We start from the raw sequence: 12,389 nt of genomic DNA, 5'->3' as shown, positions 1-12,389 counted from the left end.
TTTCTCCCATTCAGGGTGCGGCCGCTCTACTCCGTAAGCAACAGAAGCCCGTCGCGCTTGCGCCATTGCGCGACGGGCTTTCTGGTCCACTGAACTTGTAGGTCGATACCCTTCATGTGCGAAGCAGCACCGCGAAGGCGGCTTGACGGCTGAAAACCCAAACAGGTACCCGCCACCCGGGGGAGTGTATGGCGGGTACCTGACCTCTCTCCGCCGACGACTGAAGGGTTCCGCCGGCTCTACCAAATGTCGGAACGGGCCTAATGTTTCAGTACTGGGACCAATGCGTTTGGATGTCCGACTTCCGTCCGGAGCGACAATGCTTTCAAATCATTGGTTCAACCAACCCGCACTAGACCTGGGAAGTGCTCGGACTGGTCTATCATCAGCGCAATTCGATAGGCGCCTTTGTTCGCCACGCCACCCCAGATGAAGAACGCGGCAAGGGCGGCGACGATCAGCAGGATCGGTCGCATGGCTGGAACTCCCTCAAAGCTCTTCGTACGCGCGTGGCCTGATTATCCGCCTGTTCATCTATGTCTACAAGCAATTGCTAATATATTGAGAACTCGCCGGGCTCGCCGCCCCATAGCCCAGCCCCAAGCCCGACGAGTGCCGACCCGGGAGGGTACCGGCATCATCCTATTTGCAAGGCTGATGCCAGCATATTCCGTCCTGAAATGAAACAGAGGGTGTGTCAGCGTGCGCAGGCTTGAACGATGGCAAAGCCTATATGCCGATGACAACCGGTACGGAAACACTCCTCCTGCCCGAGACAAACGGATCATCAAGAAAATGTTCCGTCATCACCTCGCATTCGAAGAGGTTTGGGGCGCGGCGGCGCAATTCCCTCCCGATCATGTGCACAGCCGCCGGGCGGAGCCTCCCATTCTCCGCAGGCCCGCTCCCTGGCTCCCATCAGGGGCGGGCCGTTCTTTCAGATCGCGCTAAGGGAACGCTTACGGGAGTTCCATATTGAATCAAATTCGAGTTTCCCATTGGGGTTCGCATGCGCAAGCCTGCCGGCAGAGCCAGGCACGAATAGGAGTTCACCGCCATGGCGATCCGCCAAAGAGCACTGGAAGCGGAAATTTTCGATCCGGAAGAGCTGGAATTTCTGGCCCGCGTCTTCGACCGGTTGAAATATGATGGCCAAACTACGGAGCAGCGTGAGGCGCTGGCCTCTCGCATCATCGCCAACTTCATGGCGGGTATTGTGGACGAGAATGAACTGGTTTCGCTATCCAGGCTACCTTTAGGTAGGTAACGGTCTGAACGGACTGGACTGCCTGCCGCCCGCCCCTTGTGAATATTCGTCATTGTTGCCGCTGGGCTACAGCCCTTTGGGCGCGACTGTATTAGGAAACGCTTGTGCGGGGTTCCCGGAATCGGGCGGACCATCTGGGAAAGGGGCGCACAGCAGTTTTGAGGGAAGATGGCCCGTCGGCTTTGGTCGGCGGGCTTTTCTTTTGTATGGCCTTGTCTGTAGGGCCTTGTCGTCGATCAGCGCCGCTTCCTCGTGCTTCGGCCCTTCGTCGCTACTTCCGGACCTACATCTTTTTTAAATGACGGTCGGGTGCTGCCTCAGCCAGATCGGCGAGCCAACTTCAGCAAGGGGGATTCGCCATGAAGCGCACTTATGAAAAGCCCGTCCTGGTCAAGCGTGACCGCCTGTCCGCCGTTACGGCCGTGATCGTCGTCTCGCTCGTGAACGGCGCGACGTCCCAATAAGGACGATGCCCGTCACTCCAGGCAGGAAATGGCGGGCATCTCTCTAGCTGCTACCGACCAGGAAGGTGACGCACTTCCTCACCGGCTCTATCAAATGATGCAGCGAGGCTTAGGTTTCAGCATGGGGACCAAAGCGTCAGCCTCTCGGACTTCTGTCGCATCGGCGGAAGGGGACATTCTGCCAATCGTCCCGGTTGGGTCGCGCGGCGTGTGCCTCAGCTGAGGTTCACCTCGCCGCGAAAGGCGTTTCCTCAGCGCCCATTCGACCTTCCCAGGCGGGCGGGCTCTTTGTTTGTCTTGGAACAATTCGGTGCCGCTGCAGTTCGCATTCTGGGTGCAGCTCCCGGCAAGAAGAGACGGTCGAGCGCGCCTTGGTCGGGTTGCCCCCGACGCAAAGAGCCCGCCCGCGGAGGAGGTGCGGCGGGCTCTTCTGCTGATCCGGCTAATTCAGCCTGGCCGGCGGCTCGCCGGGATAGCAGTAGTGATTACTATCCGCAGGCCGACCGGGGTATAATCTCCAATGGCCGTTCGGATAGCGGTTGTCCTGGCGCTTCTCGCCGCCTTCGCCTACGGGTTTGCAAAACTCGTAGAGCGGTATGGCGGTGCGGGCAATGATCCCGCATCACCCTGCGGAAAGGTGCCAAGCGTCGATTGCCCGGACCCGAATGCGCCGCCTCCCTTTCCCAAGCCCGACCGGACGGAGCCTCAAAGGCAGTCCGGTGCGTCAAGCCTGAAGGCATATTTATAAATTGCGCGGTTTCCCTCATCGGTCACCCGCACCCAGAAATGTTCATCCCGTCTCGCCAGGACGTCTTTGCCGGTGACTTTCTGAGCAGCCTCCCAAGGTGCATGGGCATTGGCAACGTGATAAGCCACCACCTGGTCGCCAGCCATCTCTTCAACTCGGTATGTCTTCATGATCGCTCCAAACAGCGACCCGAACTTGGAGCAAGGAGGGTTGTTCCGGGTCTTCCATTTTCGCTCGCCCATAGCGAGCGATTGCAGGGCAGCCTTGGGCGCCTCTAGGCGGGGCAGGTGGCCCGGTAGCCTTGGGTGGCTATGGGGGTGGCCACCGGGCCTTGGCCGGCAGGGGCTTAGGGAACACGATGCCGGCGAACGAGTATATGCGCATCTACTAATAAATCAAAATTCAGCCAAAAGGCCGAGCTGGCCCTTGAAACGCAAACATGACGGCTGGACGCTCCAAGAGCTGATCGACGCGGGCATGTCTCCCACGGCCGGCAGCCTCAACTGCCGTCGTCAGAAAGCTCGATTGCCGGCGGTCCGCGACCGCTTCGGGCCAGAACATCAATCTGGCCCCAATCAGCCCGGTTTGGAGAGCCGGTTGAAATTTGTTCGGACGCGGCGGCCGGCAGGTTTGAGTGCCGCGACCATGGAATCCTTCAGAGCACCGCCGCTTAGAAAAGACGGGCTCCGGCCGGATAGAACTTCAGGCCAAAACCATAAAGCCGATCGTAAGATCACCAATTGTGCAGCCGCCATGCCTTCGGCGAAGGCGAGCGCCTTCTCGTTGACCGCAAGCATCGCCTCAATCCCTTTCGGGGCACGGCTGCTTGCATCCAAAGCAATCAGCGGAAGGCGCATGGCGACGACAGCGGGTGCCAACATCAGGTCTCCACAAAGCGAGAATGCATTTTGGGTGTGGCGCTTCTTGCGAGTTGACATTGTGCCCCCATCTGGACCCGGCTGTTCAGCCAATACGCACCAATCCGGGGTTTGTTCCTGGAGGATGGCGGCCTTCATGAGTCCGTCATAAGGTGCGAATACATTAGCGAGGCCGGATGTCCCATCATCGGCTCCTACAAAGTCTCCTGCCCGGTTTCGGCCGGGCATTCTTTTAGCCTTCAACGAGCGCCAGCTTCGACCTGATCGCGCAGTCGCGTTCACGACGGCATCGGCGGCGTGAAGGCCCAGCGCGATGTCCAAAAGACCCCGCAAGCGAATAGATCGGAACCTCCCGCCCGCGGCGTCATTGACCTCTGCGGGCCGCGTCAGCCGGACCTGGTGGCAAAGAGAACAGGGTGGTTTTTCCGGCTTCACATCCTGGCCAACGAAAAGGCAGTCGAGCTCTTGTCCCACCCGGCCCGCTTCAGTTCGGTGTCGAGCGCATGGCAAAGGACGGGAAATCAAGGACCGGCTGGCTTCAGGAGGCCTGGCTTCTGCTGAAAGAAAGCGTCAGCGGTTATATGGATGACAACGCGCTGAGCCATGGGGCGGCGATTGCCTTCTATGCCACTACCTCTCTTGCGCCGATCCTTCTGATCGTTGTGGCGGTCGCAGGTCTCGTCGTCGGCAACGACGCCGCCCAGCTCGCGCTCTCGGCCCAGATATCGGGCGTGATGGGTCCGCAGAGCGCCGACCTCTTGAAGGCGACGATCGAGACCGCTTCGCGTCCCTGGTCCGGCGCGCTTGCCACCATTATCGGGCTGGTGACGCTCCTGATCACAGCCTCCGGCGTGTTTGGCGAGATGCAGCAGTCGCTGAATGAGATCTGGAAGGTCGAGCCAAGGGCCATGTCGCTCTCGCGTTTGGTGCGGGCGAGGGCGGCGAGCCTTGGTCTCGTAGCCGCGCTCGGTTTCATGCTCCTCGTGTCGCTCGCGGCGAGCACGGCCATCTCGGTGTTGGCCGATGTCATCAACCAACACCTGCCGTTCGGCGAACTGATCGTGAGTTCGATCAACACGATCGTATCGTTCGCGTTGATCGCGCTGCTCTTCGCGGCGATTTACAAGGTCCTGCCGGACCGCAGTCTCAAATGGCGCGATGTCGCTGTCGGTGCGCTGGTCACCGCGCTTCTCTTCACCATCGGCAAGTCGCTGATCGGCTGGTACATCGGCAGCAGTTCGATCGCCACTTCCTATGGCGCCGCCGGCGCGCTGATGGTGGTGCTGCTATGGGTCTATTACTCGGCTCAAATCTTTCTGTTCGGCGCCGAAATCACGCGCGCCTATTCGGTGAGCAGAGGAAGCCGGGCCGACCTCAGGCGGGTTATGAAGCCGGAGGTCGGAAAGACGGAGAGGTGACGGTCAAGCAACGCCGGAGAACGCAACACTGCGCGCGACCCTCTGCCTAAAGAGATCAGGCGTTGGGCCAGACAGCGTTGGCTTAGGCTGACAACCTGAGAGGGATCGTCGCCACCTGTCGGTCCATCAGGACGTGATTAGGTTGCGAAGCCGCGATGAGGCCGCCGCAACCCAGTCACGCCCGGCGGGCGTCAACCGACGATCAAACAGACTCCGATGTCGTCGTTGTCATCAATGGGCGGTCTGCGAATGAACACCGCCCGGCGCCGAAATGCCGCTCAAAGCCTCTCCAGCCTCCCGTGTCTCACCCTTTCTTGCGAGGTCTCCGAGGGAGATGATGCCAACGAGCCGTTTGTCTCGGTTCAGAACCGGGAGCCGGCGCACCTGCAAGTCTCCCATGTTAGCAAGAACATGATCGACGTCTTCGTCATCGAAGCAATATCTTACCTCTTGGCTCATGACATCGCGCACCTTGGTATCGGGACCTTTGCCCAGCGCTATCCCGCGGATGACCATGTCCCGGTCGGTGATCATCCCCACCAGCCGGTCATTTTCACCGACAGGCACGACGCCGGCGTCGAGCTTGCCCATCATCAGCGCCACCTCGCGGATCGACTGTTCGGGATTCGCGACGGCAACGTCCTTTGTCATGCAACTGCCGACCTTCATGGCTATCTCCCTTTGTTGCGGAGCCCGCCCGCCGAACCTGAACTGAGAAAACAAATGCTCGGCGCTATTGGTTCCTTCAAATCTCGCGCGGGAGAGGGCATGGAAAGTTCCGCCGTGGGGCTCGAATGACAGCCGGACAGGCGACCGGTCCTTGCGGAGGCCCGAGGGAAGCAGGCCGGCACCCCATTGCGCATGTTCGGCCGAGACCCGTTCGTGCTGTTGCCGATCCGGCGATCGTTGCGTGCGCCGCTCATGGAACAGAGTCCTGCCTTCGGCCATTGTGTTATGGGCCGGGGGCGACCTGATAGGGGAGCCATGGCCGACTTTCGAAACCGGATCTCACCTGCCCGCGAGGCCGAGACAAGCTCGCGGCAAGCTAAGGCGCGCAACCGCTCCATCATCGTCATCGGGGCGTCCGCTGGCGGGGTTGAGCCCCTGAAAGCGATCGTGAGCGACCTGCCTGCCGATCTACCGGCGGCCGTGTTCGTCGTGGTCCATGTCGGCCAGGTCAGCTATCTGCCGGAAATCCTCGACCGTGCGGGAGCGCTGAAAGCCTCCGGCGCCAAGAACGGCGAGTCCTTCAAGATGGGAAACATCTATGTCGCGCCGCCCGGCTTCCATCTTCTTCTGCATGACGATCACATGATGCTGCGCCGCGGCCCGCGCGAAAACCTCGCGCGGCCGGCGGTAGACCCGCTGTTCCGCTCGGCGGCGCTGAGCTTCGGCGCAAGCGTCGTCGGCGTGCTGCTGTCGGGCGCGCTTTCCGACGGCACCGCCGGCCTGCGGGCAATCAAGGCGGTCGGCGGCCTCGCGGTGGTCCAGCATCCCAAGGACGCGCTGGTGCCTTCCATGGTGGAAAGCGCGCTGCGTTATGTCGACATCGATCATTGCGAACCCGCCGCCAAACTCGGCGGCTTGCTGGGCAAGCTGGCGGCCGAGCCGGCCGGAGAAACGTTGCCGGCCCCACCGACGGTCAGGCTGGAGGCCGCAATCGCGGCACAGGAGCATTCGACCATGAAAGAACCAGATCGACTTGGGCAACTGTCGGTGTTTACATGCCCGGAATGCCACGGGCCGCTGTGGGAGATCGAGGACGGTGACATGCTGCGCTATCGGTGCCATACCGGGCACGCTTTCACCGCCGATGCGATCATGGAGGCGCAGGCGATCGAGGCGGACGAGATCCTGTGGAGCCTGCTGCGGTCGCATCAGCAGCGGGCGGAGTTTGCCCGGCGCATGGCGGAGCGGGAGAAGACGCGACATCGCTCCCAACTCGCCAGCGAGTTCGGCAAGCGGGCGAGGGAATACGAAGCGGATGCCTCCGTCATCAAGCGCATCCTGGAAAGCAGGCGGACACAGGTAACAGGCAATGGCGCAGGCGGCGAGGAAGGCAAGCACAAGGAAGGCACGGACTAGCCCGCGCCAGGATGAGAGAGAGCCCGCGCTGTTCCCTGTCATCGGCATCGGCGCATCGGCCGGCGGCATCGCGGCGTTGCAGAAGTTCTTTCCGGAAGTGCCGGCCGACAGCGGCTTTGCCTATGTCGTGATCCAACACCTCGATGCCGAGCATGAGAGTGTGCTCGCGAGCATCATCCAGCGCTCCACCGCGATCGAAACGCAGACCGCGGTCGAAGGCGCGGAAGTCGAGCCGAACAACATCTACGTCATCCCGCCGGGCGTCTCGGTGACCATCCGGGGACAGCGTTTCAACATGGCCAAGATGGCCGCCACGCGCGCGAAGCGGACGCCGATCGACGATTTCTTCACGTCCCTGGCACAGGATCAAGGGGAGGATGCGGCCGGGCTGATCCTCTCCGGAACCGGCAGCGACGGCACGATCGGGCTCAGGGCAATAAAGGAACATGGCGGCCTAACGCTGGCGCAGCAGAGCGCCGAATATGATGGCATGATGCGCAGCGCCGTGCAGAGCGGCCTGGTTGACATGGTGCTGCCGGCCGAGGAGATGGCTGCGAAGCTCGTCGGCTATTTCAGCCACGCCAACCGCGATGAAAGCGAACGCGACCGCCGCAAGCGCGAAGTGGGCGAACAGCTTTCGCGGATCGCGGGGCTGTTGCGTACGCGCACGGGCCATGATTTCAGCGGCTACAAGGACAACACCATCCTGCGGCGCATCCAACGCCGCATGCAGGTGCTGCAGATCGACGATCCCACGGCTTTCTACGAGCGGCTGCGCGACGAGCCGCAGCAGGTCGACCTTCTGTTCCAGGACCTGCTCATCGGCGTGACCAGGTTCTTCCGGGACCCGCAGGCCTTCGATGCGCTAGAGAGCTTGGTTATTCCGAAGCTTTTCGGGGGCCGCAAGCCGGACGAGACGATCAGGGCCTGGGTGCCCGGCTGCGCCACCGGAGAGGAAGCCTATTCGATCGCCATGCTTTTGAAGGAGAACGCGCCGCGGGGCGCCGCTTCTCCCAACCTGCAGATCTTCGCCACCGACATCGACGAGCGTGCGCTGGAAGTGGCGCGCGCCGGCCGCTATCCGGCGACCGTCGCAAGCGACATCACGCCGAAGCGCCTGAAGGAATTCTTCTCGCGCGAGGACGGCACATATCGTGTTTCCGCCGAGTTGCGGGAAGCCTGCCTGTTCTCGGCGCACAATCTGTTGCGCGACCCGCCGTTTTCCAAGCTGGACCTCATCGCCTGCCGCAACCTCTTGATCTATATGGGGCCGGAGCTGCAGGAGAAGATCATCCCGATCTTCCATTATGCGTTGCGCAATAACGGCTATCTCTTCCTCGGCTCGTCCGAGAACGTTACGCGCCATGCGCGCCTGTTCTCGACCATCGACAAGGCGACCCGCATCTTCCAGAAGCGCAGTGAGGTCGCCGCGCAACGCCTGCCGGAATTCCCACTTGCCGCCGCCGCCAGGCAGGCTGTTCCCAGCACGCGCCCGCGGGCAACGACAGGAACCCTGCAAGAAGTTGCAGAACGCTTCCTGGTCGAGCGCTATGCTCCGGCCTACGTGGTCGTCAACGCCGCCGGCGAATTGATGCACAGCTCGGGCGGGACAGGCAAATATCTGGAACTTGCCGCCGGCGCGCCCGACCACAACGTCTTCTCCATGGCCCGTCGCGGGCTGCGCATGGATCTGCGCGCTGCCCTTCACAAGGCAGTCAGCACCGGACAGATGGCGGTGCAGAACAATATCAGCATCGGCACCAATGGCGGACGCCAGACGATCAGCCTCGCCGTGCAGCCGCTGCCGGTCGACGGCAATTCGGATCCGCTCTACATGCTGGTCTTCCGCGATATCGGCGGGATAAAGGCGGAGGCAGAGGACGAGCCTGTCCAGACGACCGACGATGTCGAAAGCGCCAATGTCAGTCAGCTCGAAAAGGAGCTGCGGGAAACCAGGGAACGGCTGCAGATCACGACGGAGGAGCTAGAATCCTCCAACGAGGAGTTGAAATCCTCCAACGAAGAACTGTCCTCTATCAACGAGGAGCTGCAATCGTCCAACGAGGAGTTGGAGACCTCCAAGGAGGAGCTGCAATCGATCAACGAGGAACTGCAGACCGTCAATGCCGAGCTCAACATCCGCGTCGACGAGCTCAGCCGCGCCAACAACGACATGTCCAACCTGCTCGAAAGCACGCAGATCGCGACCGTGTTCCTCGATCGCGACCTTTGTATCAAGAGCTTCACGCCGACGGCACGCGACCTGTTCAGGCTGGTCGAAAGCGATGTCGGCCGGCCGCTCGCGCATGTGCGGCCGCGCTTTGCCGCGGACCGGCTGCAGGCAGACATGGAGCAGGTGCTGCAGCGGCTGGGCACGATAGAAAGGCAGGTGGAAGGCACCGAAAGCGGCAAGCGCTACATCATGCGCGTGATGCCCTACCGCACCGTCGACAATGTCATCGCCGGCGTCGTCGTCACCTTCGTCGACATTACCCAGATCGCGCAGGCGGAGGAAAAGATCGGCGCGCTGTCGCACGACCTGCGCAACCGCCTCGAAAGCCTGGAGACTGTTCTGGATCTTGTGCCTGTCGGCATCTTCATCGCCGAGGACGGCGACGGCGATGCCATCCGCGCCAATCGCCGCGCCGCCGAGCTCGCCGGCCGGCGCGCGGCGGACGGCAAGCTCAGCACTGTGCCGGCGGTCCTGCCGCTGATGGTGAACGGCTCCGTGGTGGAAACGCACGAGCAGCCGCTGCAGAAGGCGATGCGAACGGGCAAGCCCGTGCCCGGCTACGAAGCCCGAATCGCGCAGGCGGACGGCTCAAGCATCGACGTGATGATGTCGGCCAATCCGCTGTTCGATGAATCCGGCAGGGTTCGGGGCGCGATCGCGGCCCTCGTCGACGTATCGAACCACAAGGAAGCCGAGCGCGCTCAGGAGAGGCTGCTGCACGAGCTGCAGCACCGCGTGAAGAACATCCTCGCCACGATCACCGCGCTGGCCGCGCGCATGATCCGCTCGTCAGCTTCGATGGGCGAATTCGCGGCCTCGTTCCACGAACGCTTGCACGCGATGGCCCGCACGCATGAGGTCCTGTCGTCCCATAATTGGGGCGACGCCGACCTCGAGCAGCTGCTCAGGGCGACATTTTCTCCGTACAACAGCACAGAACGGCAGAACCTGGTCCTGCATGGGCCGCCGTTTCATCTCGATGCGGCAACGGCGGCGGCGCTCGGCATGGTCTTCTTCGAGCTTGCCAGCAACGCTGCCAAATATGGGGCACTTTCCGTCGACACCGGCCGCATCGAAGTCTCCTGGAACATCGCGAAGCCGGGCATGCTGTCGATCAGCTGGAAGGAAGTCGGCGGTCCGGCCGTGGAAGAACCATCCCGCAGGAATTTCGGAACCACTTTCATCCAGCAGAGTTTAGAGTACGAGTTGAGGGGGAGTGTCGAATTGAACTTCCGGCCCACCGGCCTGGAGTGCCTGCTTGAAATCCCCCTTGCCCGAACCGAAGCCTTCGAGCCGCTGCCCGGCCACGCATGAACAAGAGCGCTCCATTATCGGGCCTGCGAATCCTCGTCGTCGAGGACGCTTTCCTGGTTGCGCTCGACCTCTCCGACGAACTGACCGATGCGGGCTGCCATGTGGTGGGGCCCGCGCCCTCGGTCCAACAGGCGCTCGAGCAGATCGATGGCGTCGAACTTGATGGGGCGGTGCTCGACGTGAACCTGCATGGCGAACGCAGTTTCCCGCTTGCCGAGCACCTCGCAGCGCGCCACGTTCCTTTCCTCTTCCTCACCGGCTATGACAGCGCAACGGTCTTTCCCGATCAGTTCCGGGATTCGCCGAGACTGTCGAAGCCAGTAGACTCCAAAGTGCTGATCGAGGCGGTCGCGCGATTTGGCGCGCATAAGCACTGAGGCTTCGGGGCGCCTCGCCTTTGGCAATCGGCTTCTTGCAAGCGTTCGCAACATCCAATGCAGGCATTGGTCCCGTCTGGCATCGTGGAGGACTTTTCCACTCTCCGCTGCTGTTGATCCGTTGGCTGACGAACGATCGCAGGATCGCGAGCGACCAGGTCAATAGCCGAAGCACCAACATCCTGGGGGACCACGACCGTGGTGATCTTTGCGGCCTCGGGGGGATTGGCGAGTTCGTTCCTCTAACTCGAACGGCGACGCCGGGGGTTGGCGAAGGCGTTCAAGCAAGTTCGCTTACAACAGGAACGATCATCATCGTCACGCATTCTCCCTAATCAATGCCCATCAACTCTCTCTGCTGGGGTGAGAACCGTGTTACCCAAAGGCCATGCCGTGCCTGACTGCGTACCGGGCGAGGTCGCTGTCGTCGACCTCATTCCTGCCTTGCGTGCTTTTGCGCGCACTTTTTGCCGCTTGCCCGATGATGCCGACGATTTGGTGCAGGAGACCCTGACCAAGGGGCTTGCGAATTTGGACAAGTTCGAGCCGGGGACGCGATTGAAGTCCTGGCTTTTCACCATCATGCGCAATACGCATTACACGCGGGTCAAGGCGGCAGCTAGGGAAGCGCCCGGTTTGCTTGACTGCGCCTCCAGCCGGCCGATTTCGGAAGCCTCGCAGGACTGGTCCGTTCGGACCAAGGAGGTCTACCGCGCCATCCAGAAGCTTCCGATACATCAGCGCGAGGTACTGACGCTAATCGGTGTGCTGGGCGTCAGCTACGAAGAAACCGCGGAGATATGCGATTGCGCGGTCGGGACCGTTAAAAGCCGTCTCAACCGGGCGCGTGCAAGCGTCCTGGAATTCCTTGATGAAAGCTCATCGCAAGCGCTGGTCGAAAGACACGACCATCTCGCGGAAGATCACTGGGACAGAAGCGCTGACAGGCATCGATGAGGCTTGTCGTCAGTTCTCCTTTTTGCACCGGCGCTTCTCGATCAGCGCATTCTGCAACTCGATCGCGAGCTTAGCCAGGCGATCAGGAACTTTTTCCTGCTCAATGGCGGTCAACAACGACGCGATCTCTTGGTCTATGCCCAGGCTTGCCTGGCTGACGGGATCGCGCTGGCTCGGACGAGACATGGCATTCTCTTAGCAAATGTGGCCCCTTCTAGATTCACTTGAGACCATACACGGCCGGAGTTTGCAAGGCGCTTCCAGCCGCCGATCAGCTTCAGCCCCGCAGCAGATCGTGGCGGAGCGAAAACCCTTTGCCTGAACTGATCCGTTCCGAGCCGGCAAAGTCTTGCGATAGTCCCCGCAAGATTCAGTCTTCCGGAATCCGGTTTGCCGCGTGGTCTTGATACTGATCGGACTTGATCCGATTGCTGTCGAGGCCGCGTTCTTTTGTATGCTGCTTCTTATCCCGGTTCGACAGGACGTCATTTTCGCCAATCATGTCTTTCGGAACCGTCGTCTTCGCTCCGGTCCCGGCACCTTTGCCCTGACTGCCGCGTCCCATGTGTTTCTTACCGCCGGACGCCATCTTCTTCTCCTGGGTCTTCCAGCTTCTGCGCAAGTGGTTTGGGGCCCGAACTTCGGTCC

At 61.5% G+C, this 12,389-nt stretch carries 13 protein-coding genes; 7 read left to right on the top strand and 6 right to left on the bottom strand.

Features of this window, described 5'->3' with window-relative positions:
- Positions 1 to 338 precede the first annotated feature (338 nt).
- A complete protein-coding gene (locus tag EOA49_RS32520) occupies positions 339 to 476 on the bottom strand; it encodes a hypothetical protein (protein ID WP_164746658.1) in 138 nt (45 codons plus the stop codon).
- A 581-nt stretch (positions 477 to 1,057) separates the two neighbouring features.
- Here EOA49_RS32520 and EOA49_RS02930 point away from each other — a divergent pair.
- Positions 1,058 to 1,267: a hypothetical protein gene (locus EOA49_RS02930; RefSeq protein ID WP_066994857.1), complete on the top strand. Its 210-nt coding sequence runs from the start codon at positions 1,058 to 1,060 to the stop codon at positions 1,265 to 1,267.
- A 359-nt stretch (positions 1,268 to 1,626) separates the two neighbouring features.
- Positions 1,627 to 1,731, top strand: a complete 105-nt coding sequence (locus EOA49_RS33005; RefSeq protein WP_206516957.1) for a putative RiPP precursor — start codon at positions 1,627 to 1,629, stop codon at positions 1,729 to 1,731.
- A gap of 705 nt (positions 1,732 to 2,436) precedes the next feature.
- On the opposite strand, the gene EOA49_RS02925 is transcribed toward EOA49_RS33005, so the two are convergent.
- Together EOA49_RS02925 and EOA49_RS02920 are read right to left on the bottom strand one after the other, a co-directional pair.
- Positions 2,437 to 2,649: a hypothetical protein gene (locus tag EOA49_RS02925; RefSeq protein WP_067320567.1), complete on the bottom strand. Its 213-nt coding sequence runs from the start codon at positions 2,647 to 2,649 to the stop codon at positions 2,437 to 2,439.
- A gap of 405 nt (positions 2,650 to 3,054) precedes the next feature.
- Positions 3,055 to 3,495: a hypothetical protein gene (locus EOA49_RS02920; RefSeq protein WP_245460498.1), complete on the bottom strand. Its 441-nt coding sequence runs from the start codon at positions 3,493 to 3,495 to the stop codon at positions 3,055 to 3,057.
- A 365-nt stretch (positions 3,496 to 3,860) separates the two neighbouring features.
- Here EOA49_RS02920 and EOA49_RS02915 point away from each other — a divergent pair, with 365 nt between their 5' ends.
- Entirely contained in the window at positions 3,861 to 4,775 is a 915-nt protein-coding gene (locus EOA49_RS02915; protein WP_095826182.1) for a YihY/virulence factor BrkB family protein, read from the top strand.
- A 231-nt stretch (positions 4,776 to 5,006) separates the two neighbouring features.
- Here the strand turns inward: EOA49_RS02915 and EOA49_RS02910 are convergent, their stop codons facing one another.
- A complete protein-coding gene (locus tag EOA49_RS02910) occupies positions 5,007 to 5,444 on the bottom strand; it encodes a CBS domain-containing protein (protein ID WP_095779493.1) in 438 nt (145 codons plus the stop codon).
- A gap of 213 nt (positions 5,445 to 5,657) precedes the next feature.
- Between EOA49_RS02910 and EOA49_RS02905 the strand changes: the two genes are divergently transcribed.
- From EOA49_RS02905 to EOA49_RS02890, 4 genes are all read left to right on the top strand, one after another.
- Positions 5,658 to 6,860 carry a chemotaxis protein CheB gene (locus EOA49_RS02905; protein ID WP_245460497.1) on the top strand — a complete coding sequence of 401 codons (1,203 nt, stop codon included), beginning with the start codon at positions 5,658 to 5,660 and terminating at the stop codon, positions 6,858 to 6,860.
- On the top strand, positions 6,814 to 10,407 hold the full coding sequence (locus EOA49_RS02900; RefSeq protein WP_127243046.1) for a CheR family methyltransferase: 3,594 nt from the start codon (positions 6,814 to 6,816) through the stop codon (positions 10,405 to 10,407). Before EOA49_RS02905 ends, EOA49_RS02900 begins: the two co-directional genes overlap by 47 nt.
- Positions 10,404 to 10,784 (top strand): response regulator, encoded by a 381-nt coding sequence (locus EOA49_RS02895; protein ID WP_095802758.1) that lies wholly within the window; start codon positions 10,404 to 10,406, stop codon positions 10,782 to 10,784. Before EOA49_RS02900 ends, EOA49_RS02895 begins: the two co-directional genes overlap by 4 nt.
- 372 nt (positions 10,785 to 11,156) lie before the next feature.
- Entirely contained in the window at positions 11,157 to 11,741 is a 585-nt protein-coding gene (locus EOA49_RS02890; RefSeq protein WP_348626855.1) for a sigma-70 family RNA polymerase sigma factor, read from the top strand.
- Positions 11,742 to 11,750: 9 nt separating this feature from the next.
- On the opposite strand, the gene EOA49_RS32515 is transcribed toward EOA49_RS02890, so the two are convergent.
- Together EOA49_RS32515 and EOA49_RS02885 are read right to left on the bottom strand one after the other, a co-directional pair.
- Positions 11,751 to 11,927 carry a hypothetical protein gene (locus EOA49_RS32515; RefSeq protein ID WP_082953720.1) on the bottom strand — a complete coding sequence of 59 codons (177 nt, stop codon included), beginning with the start codon at positions 11,925 to 11,927 and terminating at the stop codon, positions 11,751 to 11,753.
- A gap of 184 nt (positions 11,928 to 12,111) precedes the next feature.
- The gene (locus EOA49_RS02885; protein ID WP_066992288.1) at positions 12,112 to 12,330 is read right to left on the bottom strand and encodes a hypothetical protein; all 219 of its coding nucleotides are present in this window, start codon (positions 12,328 to 12,330) and stop codon (positions 12,112 to 12,114) included.
- Positions 12,331 to 12,389: the final 59 nt, after the last annotated feature.

It is taken from the genome of Mesorhizobium sp. M1A.F.Ca.IN.020.04.1.1 (assembly GCF_003997315.1).
GTDB lineage: Bacteria > Pseudomonadota > Alphaproteobacteria > Rhizobiales > Rhizobiaceae > Mesorhizobium.
This window is presented reverse-complemented; position numbering and strand designations above follow the sequence as displayed.

Excerpts from the sequence above, each read along its gene's own strand:
- EOA49_RS32520 (WP_164746658.1), bottom strand. The coding sequence starts at position 476 with ATGCGACCGATCCTGCTGATCGTCGCCGCCCTTGCCGCGTTCTTCATC.
- EOA49_RS02930 (WP_066994857.1), top strand. The coding sequence starts at position 1,058 with ATGGCGATCCGCCAAAGAGCACTGGAAGCGGAAATTTTCGATCCGGAA.
- EOA49_RS33005 (WP_206516957.1), top strand. The coding sequence starts at position 1,627 with ATGAAGCGCACTTATGAAAAGCCCGTCCTGGTCAAGCGTGACCGCCTG.
- EOA49_RS02925 (WP_067320567.1), bottom strand. The coding sequence starts at position 2,649 with ATGAAGACATACCGAGTTGAAGAGATGGCTGGCGACCAGGTGGTGGCT.
- EOA49_RS02920 (WP_245460498.1), bottom strand. The coding sequence starts at position 3,495 with ATGAAGGCCGCCATCCTCCAGGAACAAACCCCGGATTGGTGCGTATTG.
- EOA49_RS02915 (WP_095826182.1), top strand. The coding sequence starts at position 3,861 with ATGGCAAAGGACGGGAAATCAAGGACCGGCTGGCTTCAGGAGGCCTGG.
- EOA49_RS02910 (WP_095779493.1), bottom strand. The coding sequence starts at position 5,444 with ATGAAGGTCGGCAGTTGCATGACAAAGGACGTTGCCGTCGCGAATCCC.
- EOA49_RS02900 (WP_127243046.1), top strand. The coding sequence starts at position 6,814 with ATGGCGCAGGCGGCGAGGAAGGCAAGCACAAGGAAGGCACGGACTAGC.
- EOA49_RS02895 (WP_095802758.1), top strand. The coding sequence starts at position 10,404 with ATGAACAAGAGCGCTCCATTATCGGGCCTGCGAATCCTCGTCGTCGAG.
- EOA49_RS32515 (WP_082953720.1), bottom strand. The coding sequence starts at position 11,927 with ATGTCTCGTCCGAGCCAGCGCGATCCCGTCAGCCAGGCAAGCCTGGGC.
- EOA49_RS02885 (WP_066992288.1), bottom strand. The coding sequence starts at position 12,330 with ATGGCGTCCGGCGGTAAGAAACACATGGGACGCGGCAGTCAGGGCAAA.